The 19,614-nt window shown below is 70.8% G+C and carries 16 protein-coding genes and 2 riboswitches; of the genes, 5 read left to right on the top strand and 11 right to left on the bottom strand.

Features of this window, described 5'->3' with window-relative positions; translation table 11 throughout:
* Positions 1-58: 58 nt before the first annotated feature.
* The 4 genes from OG413_RS26705 to OG413_RS26690 all read right to left on the bottom strand — a co-directional run bounded on the left by OG413_RS26705 (position 59) and on the right by OG413_RS26690 (position 3,268).
* A complete protein-coding gene (locus OG413_RS26705; protein ID WP_266809453.1) occupies positions 59-1,081 on the bottom strand; it encodes an iron ABC transporter permease in 1,023 nt (340 codons plus the stop codon).
* Positions 1,078-2,076, bottom strand: a complete 999-nt coding sequence (locus OG413_RS26700) for an ABC transporter substrate-binding protein (RefSeq protein WP_266809452.1) — start codon at positions 2,074-2,076, stop codon at positions 1,078-1,080. Before OG413_RS26700 ends, OG413_RS26705 begins: the two co-directional genes overlap by 4 nt.
* Positions 2,077-2,180: 104 nt before the next feature.
* Positions 2,181-3,032: a siderophore-interacting protein gene (locus OG413_RS26695; protein ID WP_266809450.1), complete on the bottom strand. Its 852-nt coding sequence runs from the start codon at positions 3,030-3,032 to the stop codon at positions 2,181-2,183.
* Positions 3,029-3,268, bottom strand: a complete 240-nt coding sequence (locus tag OG413_RS26690; RefSeq protein WP_266809448.1) for a phosphopantetheine-binding protein — start codon at positions 3,266-3,268, stop codon at positions 3,029-3,031. Before OG413_RS26690 ends, OG413_RS26695 begins: the two co-directional genes overlap by 4 nt.
* 559 nt (positions 3,269-3,827) lie before the next feature.
* On the opposite strand from OG413_RS26690, the gene OG413_RS26685 reads away from it, so the two are divergent.
* Both OG413_RS26685 and OG413_RS26680 read left to right on the top strand, forming a co-directional pair.
* Entirely contained in the window at positions 3,828-4,421 is a 594-nt protein-coding gene (locus OG413_RS26685; RefSeq protein WP_266809446.1) for a hypothetical protein, read from the top strand.
* Between the two features lie 337 nt (positions 4,422-4,758).
* A complete protein-coding gene (locus OG413_RS26680) occupies positions 4,759-5,217 on the top strand; it encodes a hypothetical protein (RefSeq protein ID WP_266809445.1) in 459 nt (152 codons plus the stop codon).
* 111 nt (positions 5,218-5,328) lie between these two features.
* On the opposite strand, the gene OG413_RS26675 is transcribed toward OG413_RS26680, so the two are convergent.
* The 6 genes from OG413_RS26675 to tsaD all read right to left on the bottom strand — a co-directional run bounded on the left by OG413_RS26675 (position 5,329) and on the right by tsaD (position 12,494).
* On the bottom strand, positions 5,329-6,111 hold the full coding sequence (locus OG413_RS26675) for an enoyl-CoA hydratase (RefSeq protein ID WP_266809444.1): 783 nt from the start codon (positions 6,109-6,111) through the stop codon (positions 5,329-5,331).
* The gene (gene mmsB / locus OG413_RS26670) at positions 6,108-7,037 is read right to left on the bottom strand and encodes a 3-hydroxyisobutyrate dehydrogenase (RefSeq protein ID WP_266809443.1); all 930 of its coding nucleotides are present in this window, start codon (positions 7,035-7,037) and stop codon (positions 6,108-6,110) included. Before mmsB ends, OG413_RS26675 begins: the two co-directional genes overlap by 4 nt.
* Positions 7,034-8,101 (bottom strand): enoyl-CoA hydratase/isomerase family protein, encoded by a 1,068-nt coding sequence (locus OG413_RS26665; RefSeq protein ID WP_266809442.1) that lies wholly within the window; start codon positions 8,099-8,101, stop codon positions 7,034-7,036. The genes mmsB and OG413_RS26665 overlap by 4 nt, the downstream gene beginning before the upstream one ends.
* On the bottom strand, positions 8,098-9,246 hold the full coding sequence (locus tag OG413_RS26660) for an acyl-CoA dehydrogenase family protein (RefSeq protein ID WP_266809440.1): 1,149 nt from the start codon (positions 9,244-9,246) through the stop codon (positions 8,098-8,100). Before OG413_RS26660 ends, OG413_RS26665 begins: the two co-directional genes overlap by 4 nt.
* A 5-nt stretch (positions 9,247-9,251) precedes the next feature.
* Positions 9,252-10,751 (bottom strand): CoA-acylating methylmalonate-semialdehyde dehydrogenase, encoded by a 1,500-nt coding sequence (locus tag OG413_RS26655; protein ID WP_266809438.1) that lies wholly within the window; start codon positions 10,749-10,751, stop codon positions 9,252-9,254.
* Between the two features lie 223 nt (positions 10,752-10,974).
* Positions 10,975-11,160, bottom strand: a riboswitch (cobalamin riboswitch).
* Between the two features lie 263 nt (positions 11,161-11,423).
* Complete coding sequence (tsaD, locus tag OG413_RS26650) at positions 11,424-12,494, bottom strand: tRNA (adenosine(37)-N6)-threonylcarbamoyltransferase complex transferase subunit TsaD (protein ID WP_266810375.1); 1,071 nt, start codon at positions 12,492-12,494, stop codon at positions 11,424-11,426.
* A 229-nt stretch (positions 12,495-12,723) separates the two neighbouring features.
* A riboswitch (cobalamin riboswitch) is annotated at positions 12,724-12,941 on the top strand.
* 162 nt (positions 12,942-13,103) lie between these two features.
* Here tsaD and metE point away from each other — a divergent pair.
* The gene (gene metE / locus OG413_RS26645; protein ID WP_266809436.1) at positions 13,104-15,422 is read left to right on the top strand and encodes a 5-methyltetrahydropteroyltriglutamate--homocysteine S-methyltransferase; all 2,319 of its coding nucleotides are present in this window, start codon (positions 13,104-13,106) and stop codon (positions 15,420-15,422) included.
* A gap of 467 nt (positions 15,423-15,889) precedes the next feature.
* The gene (locus OG413_RS26640) at positions 15,890-16,480 is read left to right on the top strand and encodes a TetR/AcrR family transcriptional regulator (protein WP_266809434.1); all 591 of its coding nucleotides are present in this window, start codon (positions 15,890-15,892) and stop codon (positions 16,478-16,480) included.
* Positions 16,481-16,494: 14 nt separating this feature from the next.
* Here OG413_RS26640 and OG413_RS26635 read toward each other — a convergent pair whose 3' ends face one another.
* The gene (locus OG413_RS26635) at positions 16,495-17,550 is read right to left on the bottom strand and encodes an SMP-30/gluconolactonase/LRE family protein (RefSeq protein WP_266809432.1); all 1,056 of its coding nucleotides are present in this window, start codon (positions 17,548-17,550) and stop codon (positions 16,495-16,497) included.
* Positions 17,551-17,752: 202 nt separating this feature from the next.
* Here OG413_RS26635 and OG413_RS26630 point away from each other — a divergent pair, with 202 nt between their 5' ends.
* Positions 17,753-19,561: an NAD(P)/FAD-dependent oxidoreductase gene (locus OG413_RS26630; RefSeq protein WP_266809430.1), complete on the top strand. Its 1,809-nt coding sequence runs from the start codon at positions 17,753-17,755 to the stop codon at positions 19,559-19,561.
* The last annotated feature ends 53 nt before the right edge of the window (positions 19,562-19,614 follow it).

Here is a 19,614-nt window from a genome sequence, read left to right as displayed (position 1 = left end):
GTCACCAGCACGGCACAGAGCACCACCGTGCGCCGTTCGGCCCTCAGCGCGAGCACCTTCACAGCGACCCCGCCCCGTAACGGCGAACGGCCCAGATGAGCATGGGGCCGCCGAGGAAAGCGGTCACGACGGCCACCGGAACCTCCCCGGTGGGCAGCAGTACCCGCGACCCGATGTCGGCGATCAGCAGCAGGATCGGACCCAGCACCATCGTGTAGAGGATCAGCCACGGCACGGAGCCCGCCGCCGGTCTGCGGACCAGGTGCGGCACGATCAGCCCGACGAACAGGATCGGCCCGGCCACCGCCGTGGCCGCCCCGCTGAGCACGGTGATCAGCACCAGGGCGAGGGCCCGTACCCGGCCCACGCCCGCCCCCAGGGTGTGCGCCACGCTCTCGCCCAGCGTCAGTGCGTTGAGCGCGCGGCTCAGCATCAGGGAGCCGAGCAGGGACACTGCGATCGCGGCCAACGGCAGGGCCAGCGGCGCCTGTTCGCGGGCCGCCAGCGACCCGACCGACCAGAACCGGTAGGTGTCGAAGACGTCCGGGAGCATCAGCCGCATGCCCAGCGAGACGCCGCTGAGCACCGCGGTCAGCGCCACGCCGGTGAGCACCAGGCGCAGTGGCGAGCGCCGCCCGACCGCGGCGACCAGCAGCGCGGCGAGCACGGAACCGGCGATCGCGAAGCCCAGTTCGCCCGCCTGTCCGGCGGCCAGTCCGAGCGCCGAGCCGACGGTGACGGCGAACCCGGCGCCCGCGGTGACCCCGAGGATGCCGGGCTCGGCCAGGGGGTTGCGGGCCAGCGTCTGGATCATCGCGCCGGCCACCGCGAGCGCGGCGCCCACCGCGATGGCCAGCAGTGCGCGCGGCGCCCGGACGTCCCGCACGATCACGTGGTCGTCGGTGCCGTGGAAGTCCAGGAACGCCCGTACGACCTCGGCGGGCGGGACCGGGCGGGCCCCGACCCCCATGCTGAGCACGGCGACCGCTGCCAGCAGCACCAGTCCGCCGATCAGCAGTCCGGTCCGCGGTACGGCCCGTTCGGTTCCCGCCGCCCCGGACGCGCGGCCCGCGACGGTCACCGGTTCAGCAGCGGGGCGAGCGACTTGTCGATCGCGTCCAGGGTCTGCATGCCCTGCCCATAGGTCGCGGCCTCGGTGTAGCGGAGCGGGAATGCCTTCCCGGCCTTGACGGCGGGCAGGTTCTTCCACAGCTTCGAGTCCATGACGTACTGGACCGGCTTGGGGATGCTGCCGTCGGCGTTGACCGAGTACGTCATGACGTCGGCCTCACCGAACGCGGCCGGGAGCTCCTCGACGGACGGGTACTCGCTGACCGAGCGCGAGCCCGGACCGGACTCCTTGACCTTGCCGTAGTACTTCGCGCCGAGGTCCTCGGCGATGTTGGTGCCCCACGAACCGCCGAACTCGCGCTGGAAGGTGCCCTTGGCGACCTCTCCGTACGCGCCGACGTGGCCCAGCTTGAGCTGGGGCAGCACGTCCTTGTACTTCGTGGCCAGCTCGGCGGCCTTGGCCTCGTACGTGCCCTTCGCGGCGTCGAACCGCTTGAGCGCGCCCGCGGCGTCGGCCTGCTTGTGGGACAGCTCGCGCCATGCGGAGGGTACGGTCGGGCCGATCGCCACGACCGGGGCGATGGACTCCAGCCGCTTGATGTCGATGTCGCCGAGCACCGGGGCGGGCACCCCGATGACGATCAGGTCGGGTTCGGCCTCGGCCACGGCCTCGTAGTTGGTCTCGGCCGCCTGCTCTCCCGCCACCTTGGGGAGCTTCTTGTACGCGGCCAGGTCCTTCTTCGACATCATCGGCTCACCGCGCTTCCACGACGAGATCCCGACCAGCGGCGCGTCGGCCTCGATCATGACGGGCACGGCATAGCCGGTGGCCACCACACGCTTCGGGTTCGCCGGGATGGTGATCTTGCCGTTGTCCGCGGCGAACACCCGGGTCCCGCCGTCCTCCGAGGCGTCCGACCCGCCCTCCGAGGAGAACCCGCATCCGGCCAGGACGAGGGTCAGCGACACCGCGCCGACCAGGCCGAACGATCTGCGTATGGACATACGATTACCCCTTGATAGTTAGGTAAGGCTCACCTTAGTTGATGGCCTTTCGGCGGGACAAGTCAGGGAGCGGGCGTAACGCCCGCCCCGGTCCGGCCGGTTGATCAGTGGTCGTCCTCGTCGAAGTCGGCGACGCCGCGCTTCCAGTAACCGGAGATGTCGCTGTCGGTCTTGCCCAGGCACAACTCGTCGCGGACCCAGCGGCGCAGCGGCTTGATCTGTCCCGCCTCACCCGCGGCCCACACGTACACCCGCTCGCACTCGGGCACGGTCACCGACATCACGGCCCGCGCCAGCGCGTCGCCGGTTCCCGCCGGCAGGCCGCCGCGGTGCAGCCAGCGCACCTCGACGCCCTCGGGCGCGGACAGCGCGATCTCCTGTGCGGCATCGGCGACTTCGACGAACGCCCAGCCCTTCGCACTCCTGGGCAACTCCTCCAGCCGACGCGCGATCGCGGGCAGTGCCGTGATGTCGCCCGCCAGCAGATAGCGGTCGTAGGCGTACGGGACGATCAGCCCGCCGGGCGGCCCCGCGATGTGCATGACGGAGCCCGGCCGGGCCGCAAGTGCCCAGTCCGACGCGAGACCGCCGTCGTGCGGCGCGATATCGATGTCGATCTCGCCCGCGACGGGGTCGTAGCGGCGCACGGTGTACTCCCGCGAGATGAGCGCCGGGCGCGGCCAGCGCAGCATCGCCCCGTTCGGCTCGGGCAGCCGCAGTGAGCCGTCCGGATCCGGGAAGATCAGTTTCACGTGCTCATCCGGCGCGTGGGCCTCGAACCCCTCGGTGCCCGCCCCGCCCAAGGTCACCCGCAGCAGGCCGGAGCCGACCATGGCGGTACGTACGACCTCGGTCTCCCGGATGCCGATCGGGTAGCCCACCTTCTCGGCATGACGGCCCGCCCGGACCTCCGCCATCCGGTCCAGGTGCCGGTGCCGGTGATCGACGCGGCTCACGCGGCACAGCCCGTCAGCAGCGCGGTCCAGTGAGCCAGTTCGGGCTGCTCGGCCAGGTCGGGAAACTCCAGCGCGGCCGCCCCTGCGGCACGCCAGCGCTCGACCAGGATCATGATCCGCACCGAGTCCAGGCCGAGGTCGACCAGGTTCTCCTCGGGCGCGATGCCCGCGGGGTCGCGGTCGAGCAGCTCGGCGACGTCGGCGCGGACGCGTTCGGGCGACAAGGTCTGGTTCATCGGTTCGCTCCTGCGGGGATGTGCGCCGACAGCGCGGTCAGCGCGTCGACGGTGATGGTGGTGACGACGCCACAGCACTGGGCGACGCACACGCACGCCCGGTCATGGCGGACGCGGGAGAGACGCCTAGGCCCGTATCCGTGCGGGGCATCTCAGTGGTGGCGACGGGGGAAGGTGTCCGCGCGGCCCTCGACGACGTCGGCGCCCAAGCCCCGGCCCCTCACGTTCCAGGCCACCCCGAACCCCCTCCCACGTTCAACCAAGGCAAGGCTAACCTAACTTATGAGTGATGGATGCGTGAAAGCGGAATGGGCGCCGAACGACCTCGCGCGACGTGGCTGCACTTCGCATGACTCCCCGTCATACCTCTGTGAGGTCCCGCCGATCGCTCCCTTCCGGAGCGGCGGCGCACTCGACCACCAAGCCCGCCCACACCGCCGGGACGGACCTGCTTCAGGGCGAGGTGGCCCATGACCTGTCCGGAAGGAGTGCGCGGGTGGGATGCTTTGCGCAATGGATCGCGGGGCAGGGGGATGCCGTGAGTGCGGTAGGTGCACGTGTGGTCGTAACGCCGGACAATTCCGTCTATCGGCGGCGGTTGGCGATGTACGGGGTGATCGGCGTTCCCGCGCTCTGCTCCCTGGGGGCCATGACGATCGGCGAGTTCGGGCTGGGCTGGCTCGTACCGTTCGTGGTGCTGATCCTCCTGCCGGCGGTGACAACCCTCGTGATGATGGCCTTGCGCTCCTCCATGGCCCAGATCACGGTCATCGATGACGAACTCCGGATCGACAACGCCGTCGGAGTGAACCTCTTCAGCTCTCCCCTGGAATTCCTGACCGCGCTGCACCCGATCACGTTCGGCGCCGGCCCCTTCACCCCCACACCAGGACGCGTGGTCATCGCCTCGCAGTCCACCCGCCCCTATGTGCTCGACCTGCGACTGTGGCGCGCAGCCGATGTGGAGCGGTTGTCACGCCGACTGCGGGACATACCCGTGATGGACGAGCGGACTTTCTCGCCCAAGGAACTGAAGAGGCAATTCCCCCACGTGCGGCTGCCGTGGCGGCACGCCCGCCCCTGGGCCACCCTGCTCCTGCTGACCGCGTCGACGGTCACCTACTTCACCCTCGTGGGCCTGCTGTTCATGTGACACCAGCCGCACATTCCGCCACCGACGGAAGTCCTGGCGGCGCCGGACATGCGACGCACCGACCACGCCCGAGCACCATCGACCGACGAGACCGGCGTGCCGTCCGGACCGACCGCGGCAGAGCCGGGCCACAGGTCCCATCGGCGGTGGTCCGTACGCGACACACCCCGGTCAATTGACCGTTGCATGTCAAAAATCATGGCGGTGTGTCTTGTTGCCTCAAGGCGACCATGTCTCAATGGGGGACCACCTTGCTGACGGCTCGTCAGTAAGTTGGTTCCGGCGCGGCACGCAGCCCCGGCGCGCCGGCAGTCCCCCCACATGAAGGGCAAACATCATGAGGCACGGTTTACGGCGACTCGGTGTCTTTTCCGCCCTCGCCGCGGGCACGCTCGTTCTGGCCCCCACGGCCGGCGCGGTCGCCCCCACCACCGCCACCATCTCCTTCGACTGCGGCTCGTACGGCTCGGGCAGTGCGACCCTCACTGCCGCCCAGAACGGTACGGCCGCGACCATCAACGTCTCGACGTCCGCCATCACCGCCCCCATCAGTATCGGCGCGAACTCCGTCAAATCAACGCTTACGCTCACCAACAAGGGTGCGGGCTCGGTGACCTTCACCGGTAACGCGAACCCGGCCATCCCCGCCGGAAGTCCCGTGTCCACGGGGCCGCTCGGCGGGACGGTCGCTTCGGGAGACAGCCTGGCGGCCACATCCCTCAAGGTTGTGGTCTTCGGCATCACCGCGACCTGCAACGCAACCTCCGCGCAGTCGCCCGGCCCGTTCGTGTTCTGAACCGGTCCGAACTGACCGACGTGTCGGATCGGGACAGCGGATCGACGTGTCGGTGCGGCCGGACCGTGCCACCCGTCTTCAGCGGGTGGCACGGTCCGGCCGCCCCTTGCGTCAGGAGTGAGTGAAGCCGGGCTGTCGCTTGTCGACGAAGGCGGTCATGCCCTCCTTCTGGTCCGCGGTCGCGAACACGGCGTGGAAGAGCCGGCGTTCGAAGCGGACCCCCTCCGCGAGGGTCGTCTCGAAGGCCCGGGACACCGCTTCCTTCGCCATCATCGCGACGGGCAGGGACATCCCGGCGACGGTCTCGGCGACGGCGAGCGCCTCGCCGATGAGGTCGTCGGCGGGTACCACCCGCGAGACGAGACCGGCCCGCTCCGCCTCCGCGGCGTCCATGGTGCGGCCGGTCAGGCACATCTCCATGGCCTTGGCCTTACCCACCGCACGGGTCAGCCGCTGGGAGCCTCCGATACCGGGGATGACGCCCAGCTTGATCTCGGGCTGTCCGAACACGGCGGTGTCGGCGGCCAGCAGGATGTCGCACAGCATCGCCAGCTCGCATCCGCCGCCGAGCGCGTATCCGGAGACGGCCGCGACCGTCGGAGTCCGCAGCGCTCCGAGCCGGTCCCAGGCGGTGAACCAGTCGCTGAGGTACATGTCCATATAGCTGTGGGGCCGCATCTCCTTGATGTCGGCTCCGGCCGCGAATGCCTTGGGCGATCCGGTGAGGACGATGCAGCCGATGCCGGGGTCCCGGTCCAGGTCCGCCGTCGCGGCGACGACCTCGTTCATCACCTGGACATTGAGTGCGTTGAGGGCCTTGGGGCGGTCGAGCGTGAGAAGTGCGGTACGCCCCGTGCGTTCGACCCGGATCGTCTCGTAGGGCTCTGTGGTCATGCGCCGTCTCCGTCCCGGACCGTGTGCGGTGCCGACTTCTCCCTGATGGTTCCGACGATCCCGGAGAAGTCCCGGCCCGTCCCGGCCCCCTCGGCATAGGCCGCGTACACCTCTGCCGCTCTCATGCCGAGTTCCGCATGCACACCACCGGCCCTGGCGGCGTCGGCCGCGAGTCCCAGGTCCTTGGCCATCAGCTCGGCGGCGAAGCCGGGACGGTAGGCGCGGTTGGCCGGGCTGCCCCGGACGGGACCCGGCACGGGGCAGTTGACGGTCAGGGCCCAGCACTGGCCGGACGCGGTGGACGCCACGTCGAACAGAGCCTGGTGGGACAGGCCCAGGCTCTCGCCGAGGACGAACGCCTCGCTCACCGCGATCATCGAGATGCCGAGGATCATGTTGTTGCAGATCTTCGCGGCCTGCCCGGCGCCGGGCCCGCCGCAGTGCACCGCCCGCTTCCCCATGATCGCCAGCAGCGGGTCCGCCTCGGCGAACTCGGCCTCGCCGCCGCCCGCCATGAAGGTCAGGGTGCCGGCCTCCGCGCCGACCACTCCCCCGGAGACCGGGGCGTCCAGTGCCCGCATCCCCGCCGCGACCGCGGTCTCGTGGGCGCTTCGCGCGTCGGCCACATCGATGGTCGAACAGTCGATGAACAGGGTGCCGGGCCGGGCGGCGGCCAACGCCCCCTCCTCCCGGTAGAGGCCCAGGACATGGCGCCCCGCGGGCAGCATGGTGAGCACCACGTCCGCCGTCGCGGCTGCCTCCGCCGATGATCCGGCCGGTTCCACCCCGTTCGCCACGGCCGTGCTGAGCAGTTCGGGCATCAGGTCGTAGCCGATGACCCGGTGGCCGGCCCGGACGAGGTTGGCCGCCATCGGGCCGCCCATGTGGCCGAGGCCGATGAAGCCGATCGTGCGCCTGCTGTTCACCACGGCACCTCCTGTGCGGTTGCGGCCAGGTGGAGTCCGCCCCCGGCGGGCGGGGCGAAGTAGCGCGCCACGTCCGCGCCGGAGACCTCGGCCAGGGTGGCCGGTGTCCAGTGGGGGCTGCGGTCCTTGTCGATGACCTGCGCCCGGATCCCCTCCGCCAGGTCGTGCGAGGCGAGTGCGGCGCAGGAGATCCGGTACTCCTGCTCCAGAACGCGCTCCAACGGGCCGAGCCTCCGTGCCCGGTGGAGCGCGGCGAGCGTGACCTTCAGCGCGGTGGGCGACTTGGCGACCAGGGTGTCGGCGCTCTCCGCCGCGGCACGCGAGCCGTGGGCGCGCAGCCGGACAAGGATCTCCTCGACGGTGCCGGCCCGGTAGCAGGCGTCGATCCAGGGCCGGTGACCGGCCAGTTCGCCCGGCGGCGCCTCCCGCACGTACGAGGGGAGCACGTCGCGCACCGGTCGCGTGGCGAGGTCGCCGAGCAGCCGGGGCAGATCCGCGGAGGGAACGAAGTGGTCGGCGAGCCCGCACAGCAGCGCGTCGCCCGCGCCGATCCGCGCGCCCGTCAGCGCGAGGTGGGTACCGAGTTCGCCCGGTGCGAGGGCGAGCAGATAGGTGCCGCCCACGTCGGGGACGAAGCCGATGCCGGTCTCCGGCATCGCGATCCGGGAGCGCTCGGTGACGATGCGGACGCTGCCGTGCGCGGAGACCCCGACGCCGCCTCCCATCACGATTCCGTCCATCATGGCGACGTACGGCTTCGGGTAGTGGGCGATGCGGGCGTTGAGCCGGTACTCGTCCCGCCAGAAGCCGGCCGAGGCCGTGTTCCCGGCGCGCACGTCCTCGTAGATGGAGCGGATGTCGCCGCCGGCGCACAGGCCGCGTTCACCGGCACCGGTGATGATCACGGTCTCCACCGCCGGATCGTGCTCCCAGACGGTCAGTGCCGCGTCGATGCGCCGCACCATGGTGTGGGTGAGGGCGTTGAGCGCCTTCGGCCGGTTGAGCGTGAGGTGGGCCGCGCGGCCCTCGGTACGGAGCAGCACGTGCTCCTCGGCGGCGGTCACCGGAACGCCTCCGTCAGTCCGCGGGCCACGATGACGCGCATGATCTCGTTGGTTCCTTCCAGGATCTGATGGACCCGGAGGTCGCGGACGATCTTCTCGATGCCGTACTCGTTCACGTATCCGTAGCCTCCGTGGAGTTGGAGGGCACGATCGGCGACGGAGTAGCCCGTGTCGGTGGCGAAGCGTTTGGCCATCGCGCACAACTGCGGGGACTGCGGGTCTCCGCGGTCCAGGGCCTCGGCGGCCTGGTGGAGCAGGGCGCGGGCGGCGGCGAGTTCGGTCGCCATGTCGGCAAGGCGGAACTGCAGGGCCTGCTGGTCCAGCAGCCGGGCGCCGAACGCCTCACGGCCCGCGAGATACGACAGGCTCCTGCTGAGGGCGCTACGGGCGCCGCCCAGGGAGCAGGCGGCGATACCGAGCCGGCCGCCGTTCAGGCCGTTCATCGCGATGCGGAAGCCGTCGCCCGCCCGGCCGAGCAGCCGGTCCGCGGGCACTCGGACCCCGTCCAGGACCACCTGGCGGGTGGGCTGGGCGTTCCAGCCCATCTTCTTCTCGTTCGGCCCGAACGAGAGGCCGGGATCGTCCCGGTCCACGACGAACGCGGAGATGCCGTCTGGGCCAGCTCCCCCGGTGCGTGCCATGACGACGTACACCTGGGATGCGCCCGCTCCGGAGATGAACTGCTTGACGCCGGTGAGGAGGTAGTCGTCCGCGTCCCGCACCGCGCGGGTGCCGATCGCCCCGGCGTCCGATCCCGCGCCGGGTTCGGTGAGGCAGTAGCTGCCGAGGTCGTCCATGGCGCACAGCCGGGGCAGCCACCGTGCGCGTTGCCCCTCGTCGCCATAGGTGTCGAGCATCCAGGCGACCATGTTGTGGATGGAGAGGTAGCCGGCGATGGACGGGCAGCCGGAGGCCAGGGCCTCGAAGACGAGGACACCGTCGGCGCGGGAGAGGCCGCTGCCGCCCGCGTCCTCCCGTACGTACACGCCGCCGAGCCCGAGCCCGGCGGCCTTGCGCAGCGTGTCGAGCGGAAAGTGCTTGTCCTGGTCCCACTGGACGGCATGGGGGGCCAGGTGGTCCTGCGCGAAGTCGAGGGTGGTCTCGATCAGGGCCTGTTGGTCCTCGGTGAGCGATGTGGTGGTCATGGCGCTCATCCCATGGTGGGGAGGGTGAAGCTCGCGCCTTCCCTGGCGCCCGAGGGCCAGCGCGAGGTGACGGTCTTGGTGCGGGTGTAGAAGCGGATGGCGTCCGGGCCGTGCTGATTCAGGTCGCCGAAGCCGGATCGCTTCCAGCCGCCGAAGGTGTGATAGGCGACGGGGACCGGAATGGGGACGTTGACGCCGACCATGCCGGTGTTCACCCGGCGGGTGAAGTCGCGGGCGGTGTCACCGTCCCTGGTGAAGATCGCGACCCCGTTCCCGTAGGGGTGCTCGCTGGGCAGGCGCAGGGCCTCCTCGTAGTCGGCGGCCCGTACGACGCACAGGACGGGTCCGAAGATCTCCTCCCGGTAGATCCGCATCCGTGAGGAGACCCGGTCGAAGAGGGAGGCCCCGGCGAAGAACCCGTTCTCATGGCCGGGCAGGGTGAAATCCCTTCCGTCGACGACGAGTTCGGCGCCCTCTGTGACGCCGATGTCCACATAGCGGCGGACCCGTTCGAGGGCGTCCTGGCTCACCAGGGGGCCGAAGTCGGCCTCCGGGTCGTCGGAGCGGCCGATGCGGAGTGTGCCGATGCGTTCCCTGAGCGCGGCGACGAGCCGGTCGGCGGTCTCCTCGCCGACGGGCACGGCCACGGAGATCGCCATGCAGCGCTCTCCCGCGGATCCGTATCCGGCGCCGATGAGCGCGTCGACGGCCTGGTCGAGGTCGGCGTCCGGCATCACGATCATGTGGTTCTTGGCGCCGCCGAAGCATTGGGCGCGCTTGCCGTGGGCGGCGGCGGTGGCATAGATGTGGGCGGCGACGGGAGTGGAGCCGACGAAGCCCAGCGCACCGACCCTGGGGTCCTCCAGGAGGGTGTCGACGGCTTCCTTGCCGCCGTTGACCACGTTGAGGACACCGGGCGGCAGACCGGCCTCCAGGAACAGCTCGGCCAGGCGCAGCGGCACGGACGGGTCCCGCTCCGACGGCTTGAGGACGAACGCGTTTCCGCACGCGAGAGCGGGCGCCGCCTTCCACAGCGGGATCATCGCGGGGAAGTTGAACGGGGTGATTCCCGCGACCACTCCGATCGGGGAGCGCAGCGAGTGCACATCGATTCCGGTGCCCGCGTTGTCGGTGAACTCACCCTTGAGCAGATGCGGGATTCCGGCGGCGAACTCGACCACCTCCAGGCCGCGTTGGATGTCGCCGTGCGCGTCAGCCACGGTCTTGCCGTGCTCGGCGGACAGCATCCGTGCCAGGGATTCGCGCTCCGTCTCGACGAGCTGGAGGAAGCGCAGCAGGACGCGGGCGCGCCGCTGCGGGTTCCACCGGCCCCATTCCCGCTGCGCGTTGACCGCCTCGGTGATCGCGATCCTGGTGTCGGTATGGCCCGCGAGCGGTACGCGTGCCTGGACGGCGCCGGTGTTGGGGTCGTACACGTCGCCGAAGAGGCCGGACGTACCGGTGGTGTGCTTGCCGCCGATGAAGTGGGTGAGTTCACGGACCATGGATGCCTGCTCTCGTCAGGTGAGATCCGGGGATGGCACGGCGGGACGCCGTCGGGCGCACGGGTGGGCGCACCGCCGGGGAAGGCCGTGGGACAGCGAACAGCGGGGCCGGGGGCCTCGGAGGTCTATGAGCGCACGGTGGTTCGGGTACGCTCCGCCGGATCACCAGGGTCGTGGGTATGCGTACGGACCGGTGCCATGCGTGTCTGCTCCATCCTCGTGGAAACACGGAACATTCCGCGGCCGGTATCCTGACTCCCGGATCCCCGCGTGCTGCCCGCCTTCCCGGCAGACCTCGCCAGTGGCGTGTGGATGGCAGCACACTCCCCGGTCACAGTGGCGGGACCGTGCCGGATTCACACCGGCTTCCCTGCACCGCGGACCTTGTGCCACGAACATATAGTTGGACGTCCTAGTAAGTCCACCCCTCCACTCCCCGTGTCGTGACCGGCCGCTCGAACAGCCTTCCTGAGCAGCCGACTTGTGCCGTGACCGCGCGCCGGGCGCGCCTCGGAACCGGAGGGACCCGAGAGGGCGGAGGGGGCGGAGGGACCGGAGCGGGCGCGTGATCCACCCGGGGGCGAAACCGGCGACGTCCGCTCCTCTCGGCGCGCGGGACACCGGCGTGCGCGAGCAGTTACCCGCCTCGGAGAATCCTGACGCGGGCAGCCATCAGGCGGCCCTCGCCGCGGCCGCCCCGGGGGTCAGTGCCGCGTATTCCAGGGGCGCGGACGGGTCGATCGACACGTCGAGGGGGGCGGGCTCGGCTCCTGCTCGTACGAGGAGGTCGCCGACAGCCGCGATCATCGCGCCGTTGTCCGTGCACAGGGTCATCGGGGGCACGCGCAGTCGCACGCCCGCGGCCGCGCACCGCTCCTCGGCGAGCGCGCGCACCCTTGAGTTCGCGGCGACACCGCCGACCACGACGAGGGTCCTGACGCCGTGGTCCCGGCAGGCGGCCAGCGCCGTGCGGGTCAGCACATCCGCGATCGCCTCCTGGAGCGAGGCCGCGCCGTCGGCCACCGGCAGCTCACGGCCCCGGTGTCCCTCGGCCCAGCGCGCGGCGGCGGTCTTGAGACCGGAGAAGGAGAACGCGTAGGGGTCCCCCTTCCGCCCGGTCAGCGGGCGGGGGAAGGCCACCGCACGCGGATCGCCTCCCCGGGCGGCGCGGTCGATGGCCGGGCCTCCCGGATACGGCAGGCCGAAGACCCGGGCCACCTTGTCGAAGCACTCTCCGGCGGCGTCGTCCAGGGTGTCCCCCAGGTGCGTGATCGGATCGCGGGCCAGGTCCCGTACGAGCAGCAGGGAGGTGTGCCCGCCGGAGACGATCAGCACCACACAGGGATCGGGCAGCGGGCCGTGCTCCAACGTGTCCGCGGCGACATGCCCCGCCAGGTGGTGCACCCCGTACAAGGGGGCGTCGATCGCGTAGGCCAGGGCCTTCGCGCCCGCGAGGCCGACCTGGAGCGCCCCGGAGAGGCCCGGCCCCGTGGTGACCGCCACCGCGTCGATGTCGGACAGCCGCAGACCCGCCTGGTCGAGGGCTTGCCGGACGACAGGGGTGAAGGCGTGCAGATGCGCCCGTGCGGCGATCTCCGGGACCACGCCGCCGAACCTGGCGTGCTCGTCCATGCTGGACGCCACCGCATGAGCGAGCAGACGGCCCTGCGAGACGATCCCCGCGCCCGTCTCGTCGCACGACGACTCGATCCCCAGCACAATGCCCCCCGCCGCCACCGGCATCTCCTTCACAAACAGGCTTTCCGCACATGCAGTGTAATTGCAACTCATACGCAATAAGCCCGCCGGGCCGGGACGGTTTCGCGAGGGGCCCGCGGTGCGTGGAGAGCGGGGCGTGCGGCAGACAGCGGCCTGCGGCACGCTCCCTCCGGCCTGACCCGTCGGGCGGATCCCGTGTCTCACGTCACGTTCCGGATGGTGAACATCGGTGCCCCGGAGGTGGCCCGCCCTCTACTCTGGCGGTGCAGCTGGTTCGCCCTGTCCGCCAGGCAGACGCGTCGTAAGAGGGAACCCGGTGGGAATCCGGGACTGCCCCGCAGCGGTAAGTGGGAACGACCGCCGTCATACGCACTGGATCCGGTCGGATCCGGGAAGCGACGGCCACTAGGAATCTGCCCCCGGCAGATGTGCCCGCGAGTCCGAAGACCTGCCCGTTGCCCGTACGCGACCCCTCGTGTGCGGATATCCCGGTGACCTCGTGGGCGGGTCGGCGTACATGCCAGACGGAACTCCACGCCGGTGGCGTGCGCAGGATCCGTCCGGTTCGTCACCCCTTCGCGTCCGTGTCCCGTCTCCGGGATCTCAAGGAGTCATCTCGCGAAGGAGATTTCCGTGACAACCGAGCCCGCAGCCGCGGCAGCACAGGCCACTGTGTACGGCTACCCCCGCCAAGGCCCGAACCGGGAACTGAAGAAGGCGATCGAGGGCTACTGGAAGGGCCGCGTCGACGCCGACACCCTCCGCACCACCGCCGCCGACCTGCGCCGCACTAACTGGCAGCAGCTCACTGAAGCCGGCATCCACGAGGTCCCGACCGGCGACTTCTCGTACTACGACCACGTCCTCGACACCACCGTCATGGTCGGCGCGATCCCCGAACGCCACCGGGCCGCCGTCGAACTCGACGCGCTGGACGGCTACTTCGCGATGGCGCGCGGCACGCAGGAGGTCGCGCCGCTCGAAATGACCAAGTGGTTTGATTCGAACTACCACTACCTGGTGCCCGAGTTGGGCCCGGACACTGTCTTCACCACCGACTCCACCAAGCAGGTCGCGGAATTGAAGGAGGCCCTCGCCCTGGGCCTGGCCGCCCGCCCCGTCCTGGTCGGCCCGGTCACCTACCTCCTGCTCGCCAAGCCCGGGCCCGGTGTGCCCGCGGACTTCGATCCGCTCACCCTCCTGGACCGCCTGCTGCCCGTGTACGCCGAGGTCCTCGCCGACCTGCGCGCGGGGGGCGCGGAGTGGGTCCAGCTCGACGAGCCCGCGCTGGTCCAGGACCGCACCCCGGCCGAACTGAACGCCACCACCCGCGCCTACCGCGACCTCGGCACCCTCACGGACCGACCGAAGCTCCTGATCGCCTCCTACTTCGACCGGCTCGGCGACGCGTTGCCGGTGCTGGCGAAGGCTCCGGTGGAAGGCCTCGCACTGGACTTCACCGAGTCCGCCGCAGCCAACCTGGACGCCCTCGCCGCGGTGGGCGGACTGCCCGGCAAGCGGCTGGTCGCGGGCGTGGTCAACGGCCGTAACGTCTGGGTCAACGACCTCACCAAGTCCCTTTCCACACTGGGCACGTTGCTCGGTCTTGCCGACCAGGTCGACGTGGCCGCGTCCTGCTCGCTGCTGCATGTACCGCTCGATGCCGCAGCCGAGCGGGACATCGAGCCGCAGATCCTGCGCTGGCTCGCGTTCGCACGGCAGAAGACGAGCGAGATCGTCACGCTCGCCAAGGGATTGGCCCAGGGAACCGATACGATCGCCGCCGAACTCGCCGCCAACCGCGCAGACTTGGCCTCCCGCTCCGGCTCGGGGCTCACCAGCGACCCCGCCGTACGGGCCCGTGCCACCGCCGTCACGGACGCCGACGCTCGCCGCTCCCAGCCGTACACGGAACGGACGACGGCCCAGCGCGCGCACCTCGGGCTGCCTCCGCTGCCGACCACCACCATCGGGTCGTTCCCACAGACCGCCGAACTACGCACCGCGCGGGCCGACCTGCGGGCGCGGCGGATCGACACGGCCGGTTACGAGGAGCGGATCAGGACCGAGATCCAGGAGGTCATCTCGTTCCAGGAGAAGACCGGCCTGGACGTCTTCGTGCACGGCGAGCCCGAACGCAACGACATGGTCCAGTACTTCGCCGAGCAGCTGACGGGCTACCTCGCCACACAGCACGGCTGGGTCCAGTCCTACGGCACGCGGTACGTCCGGCCGCCGATCCTGGCCGGCGACATCTCCCGCCCCGAACCGATGACGGTGCGCTGGACGACGTACGCCCAGTCCCTCACCTCACGCCCGGTCAAGGGCATGCTCACCGGGCCGGTCACCATGCTGGCCTGGTCCTTCGTCCGCGACGACCAGCCACTCGGCGACACCGCCCGCCAGGTCGCCCTCGCCCTGCGCGACGAGGTCAACGACCTGGAAACGGCAGGGACTTCGGTCATCCAGGTCGACGAGCCCGCCCTGCGCGAGACGCTCCCGCTGCGGGCGGCCGACCGCCCGGCCTACCTGTCGTGGGCCACCGAGTCGTTCCGTCTCACCACCAGCGGCGTGCGTCCGGACACCCAGATCCACACCCACATGTGCTACGCCGAGTTCGGCGACATCGTCCAGGCCATCGACGACCTCGACGCCGACGTCATCAGCCTGGAGGCCGCCCGCTCGCACATGCAGGTCGCCCGCGAACTCGCCGCGCACGGCTACCCGCGCGAGGCGGGACCGGGTGTCTACGACATCCACTCCCCGCGCGTACCAAGCACGGCCGAGGCAGCGGCCTTGCTGCGCAAGGGACTTGAGGCCATTCCGGCGGAGCGGCTGTGGGTCAACCCGGACTGCGGCCTGAAGACGCGCGGCTGGCCCGAGACCAAGGCGTCCCTGGAGAACCTGGTCGCCGCGGCCCGCACGGTCCGCGGTGAGCTGCCCTCGGCCTGATCGGGAAGATCCCCGAGGGGCCGGGGTGCCGACCAGCACCCCGGCCCCAACGGGCGGCGCCCCGGGCCCGGCCCGACTAACGGCGCGCGGCGCGCGGCAGCGGAGGCGGAGGCGAAGGCGAAGGCGGAGGCAGCATCCCGTCGGGTCAGGACCGCCATGGCTTCAGGGTCGGACTGATCGCACGTACCGAGGCGAAGCTGGACGCCCTGGTCGATGAGCCGGCCGCGCCGGGCGTCACCGCCGCGGCCTTCCCCGCCGATATCCGCGACGGCACGTCCTGCCGGAGACGCGCGCCCGTGGCGAGCGCACGCCGCCGCTGACCAAGGACGTTTCCTCGACGGTCCCGGCTCCCTTCCGGGCCCTCGTCGGCCGGCGGGTCCGCGTGGCGCCGGACACCGCGGGTTCCGACGGCGGCGCACACCATCGGCAGGCCCGAGCCCGCTCCGTCCGGCCGGTACGCTTCCGGGGTGACGCAGCACCCCATGCCGGACGAACGGCGACCCGCGAACGACGGGCCGAAGGCCGCCGCCCGCAACCGGGCCGCTCTGGTCACCGCCGCCCGGGAGATCTACGCGGAGTACGGTCTGGACGCGCCGCTTTCCGCGATCGCGCGCCGGGCCGGGGTCGGACAGGGCGTTCTGTACCGGCATTTTCCCGACCGGGCCGCCGTGGCGACCGCCGTTCTGGAGGAGAACGTGCGGCAGGTCGAGCAGGCAGCCGCGGCCGAGGACGCGACCCTGGCCGACGCCCTCGGTGTGATGACGTGGCACCTTACGGAGTCGGCGGCTTTCATCGGCCTCTTACACGTTGAGGGAGCGGGCGGTCGCTCCGACATCCACGCGCACGCCCTGGCCCTATCCGAGCGGGTCGAGCGTGGTCTGCGGGGTCACCTGACGGATGGTCACCGACTGAGTGCGTCGGACGACCTCATGCTCGCGGTCGCCATGGTCTCCGGCGCCGTCACCGGCCCGACCCGTGAGGATCGGGAACGCCGAGCGCTGGCTGCCTGGCGGCTGCTCGGCGTCGAGGTGGGACCGGTGCGGCCCTTCAACGGGTGAGTGCGGGAGCGGTGTCAGCCGCCGTTGGACTGCCGGATGCCTTCCGCCGGGGCGTCGAAGGCGTACAGGTAGCCCCCGGCGGGCCCGCTGACGGTCATGTACGCCGTGGTTCCGCCGGGCGTGATCGCCACGTTCGTCACCGACTCAAGCCCTGTGTCGCGGGCGGGTATCTCGACCGTCGCCAGACGCTCACCGTGCTGGTCGTACACGACCATCGCGGCCCGGCCGTGCAGTCCCTGGTACAGGTTGCCGTCCGCGTCCACGGCGATCGAGTCGGTCTGCGCGATCCCCCCGTCGACGCGGACAGCGGTGTGCTGGGAAGCGACGCCTCCCTGCGCGTCGAGGCGGAGGTAGGAGATCCGGTTCTGTGTCAGCTCGCTGATCCACAGCCCTCGGTAGTCCGCGTCGAACGAGATGCCGTTCGTCGCGGCCAGATCCTCGGCCAGGACGGTGGCCTTCCCGCCGTCGCGCTCGATCCGCACCACACGCCCGTGCGCCTCGCCCTCGGCCAGGCCGCGTGAGTCGCTGACGTACAGGTCGCCCTCCTCGTCGAAGGCGATGTCATCGGGGTTCATCCGCGCTCCGTCGACCTTGCCGGAGAAGAAGGTCCGCGGATCACTGCCGTCCGGGGCCAGGCTCACGACCTCGCCGTGGGCGTAGTCGGTCAGGTAGAGCCGTCCGTCGTACGGGCTGAACTGTGCCGAGGTGTAGGCCCCTCGGCCGTCGGTGTGGACCGCCCGCGACGTCTTCTTCTCGACGTCGACGCATATCACCTTCGGCTTGCCCGCGGGGGCGGTGACGTCGACGACGAACAGGTGGCCGTCCTCGTCGAAGGTCGGACCCTCCAGCAGGGTCATCCCGGTCTCTTCGTGCACCCGCGTCAGCCGCATGACCTTGTGCGCGCGGATGGTCCTGTCCGCGCCGGTGAGGGCCGCTCGGTCGCTGACGTCACTGGGGCCACTGGGGCCACTGGGGCCACTGGGGCCACCCGGGTCCGTACCGCATCCGGTGAGCGCCAGCGCGCCCATCGTGGCGAGCACGGCAAGGGATCGGATCGGGAGTCGTCGCATGGGGGATCACTCTTCCTGTCCGCTGTGTGCGGGTGCCGCGGGCCGGGAGGTTCGCATGCGCCCCGACCGGGCGCGTGGACGTGTTCCGGCCGAGTGCCGCGGTACGCCCGCGCTTCAACCGGACACCGCTGTCCGGTAGTTGCTACCGTAGCGGACGGCCGTTCACTCCGGGGCGGCCCGATCGGCAGGATCGAGGCCCCACATGACACCCCCTCAAGCGTCGGCTCCCGACGACCTCACCGCGCTGAGGCAGCGATACCGCCTCGAACGCGAGCGGCGCGTACGGCCCGACGGCGCCCGCCAATACCGCGACGCCGAGACCGAGTTCGGCTACTACGCCGCCGATCCGTACGCGGGAGAGCCGGCCGCGCGTGATCCGCTGCGCGACACCGTCGATGTCGCCGTGGTCGGCGGTGGATTCGGCGGGATCCTCGCCGGGGCGCGGATGCGGCAACAGGGGGTGACGCGCGTCCGGATCGTGGAGAAGGGCGGCGACTTCGGGGGCACGTGGTACTGGAACCGGTACCCGGGCGTCCACTGCGACATCGAGTCGCACGTGTACCTGCCGATGCTGGACGAGACCGGATACGTACCGGAGTGGAAGTACGCTCCCGGTGAGGAGATCCGCCGCCACGCGGTGCGGGTGGCACGGCAGTTCGACCTCTACCCGGACGCCCTGTTCTCCACCGCGGTCACCTCGCTGACCTGGGACGGGGAATCCGGGACATGGATCGTGGCCACCGACCGCGGCGACGCGTTCCGGGCCACGTACGTCGTCACCGCCACCGGCACTCTCTCCGAGCCGAAGCTCCCCGGGATACCCGGCATCGAGGACTTCACGGGCCACACCTTCCACACCTCGCGGTGGGACTACGCCTACACCGGCGGCACCGCGGACGGCGGCATGACCGGCCTCTCGCGGAAGCGGGTGGGCATCGTCGGCACCGGAGCCACGGGCGTCCAGGTCATTCCCCTGCTGGCCGAGGACGCCGGACACGTCTACGTCTTCCAGCGCACCCCCTCCACCGTGGACGTGCGCGCCAACCGCCGCACCACCGCCAGGGACGTCGGCGCCGACCACGACGGCTGGGCACGCGAGCGCCGCGAGAACTATCTCCGTATCGTCTCCGGCGAGAGGGCCGAACAGGATCTCGTGGCGGACCGCTGGACCACGTCGGCGGGGCTCCTGGAGAAGCTCCTGCCGAGCTTCCACCGTCAAGGCGACCGGACAGCCTTCGAGGCCGCGTACGAGACGGCCGACGCCGCCAAGATGAACGAACTCCGCGCCCGCGTCGAACAGACCGTCACCGACCCGGACACGGCGGAGAGGCTCAAACCCTGGTACCGGTACGCCTGCAAGCGCCCCACCTTCTCCGACAGGTACTACCCGGCGTTCAACCGCGACAACGTCACCCTGGTCGACACGGCGGACACCCACGGCATCGAGCGCATCACCGAACACGGCGTCGTGGTCGGCGACACCGAATACGCGCTCGACTGCCTGATCTTCGCCACGGGATTCTCCGTCGGGACCTCCGGCATCCTCTCCGGCAAGCTCCCCGTCCACGGCCGGGGCGGCACCCCACTGCTGCACGCGTGGGCGCTACAGGGTCCGCGCACGCTGCATGGCTTCACCAGCAACGGTTTCCCGAACCTGATCCTGATGGGATCCCTGCAGAACGCCAGCAGCGTCAACTACACGCACATTCTGGACGAGCAGGCTGTCCATGCCGCCGCCCTCGTCGCCGCCGCCGAAGCCGGGGGCGCCCTCATCGAACCGTCCCGCGAGACCGAGGACGCCTGGATCGCCGCCCTGGCCGAGGACGCCCCCGACCACGAGTGGTTCCACGCCGAGTGCACCCCCGGCTACTACAACCGCGAAGGGCGCGGCCGGCCGAACGGCCCGTTCGCCTACCCCCACGGCGCGTGCGCCTTCCACGACCTCCTGAGGCGATGGCGCGAGGAGTCCATGGACGAGATCCTCCGGACCAGGACTCCCGCTCGTCCCTAGCGATCGGCCCGTCCTGGGCGCTCTTCCGGGCTGTGCGGCACACACCGGTCGCG

Origin of the sequence: Streptomyces sp. NBC_01433 (assembly GCF_026340105.1) — a bacterium.
Taxonomy (GTDB): Bacteria; Actinomycetota; Actinomycetes; order Streptomycetales; family Streptomycetaceae; genus Streptomyces.
Note: the sequence above shows the minus strand (reverse complement) of the source record. Positions and strands in the feature narration are given on the sequence as shown.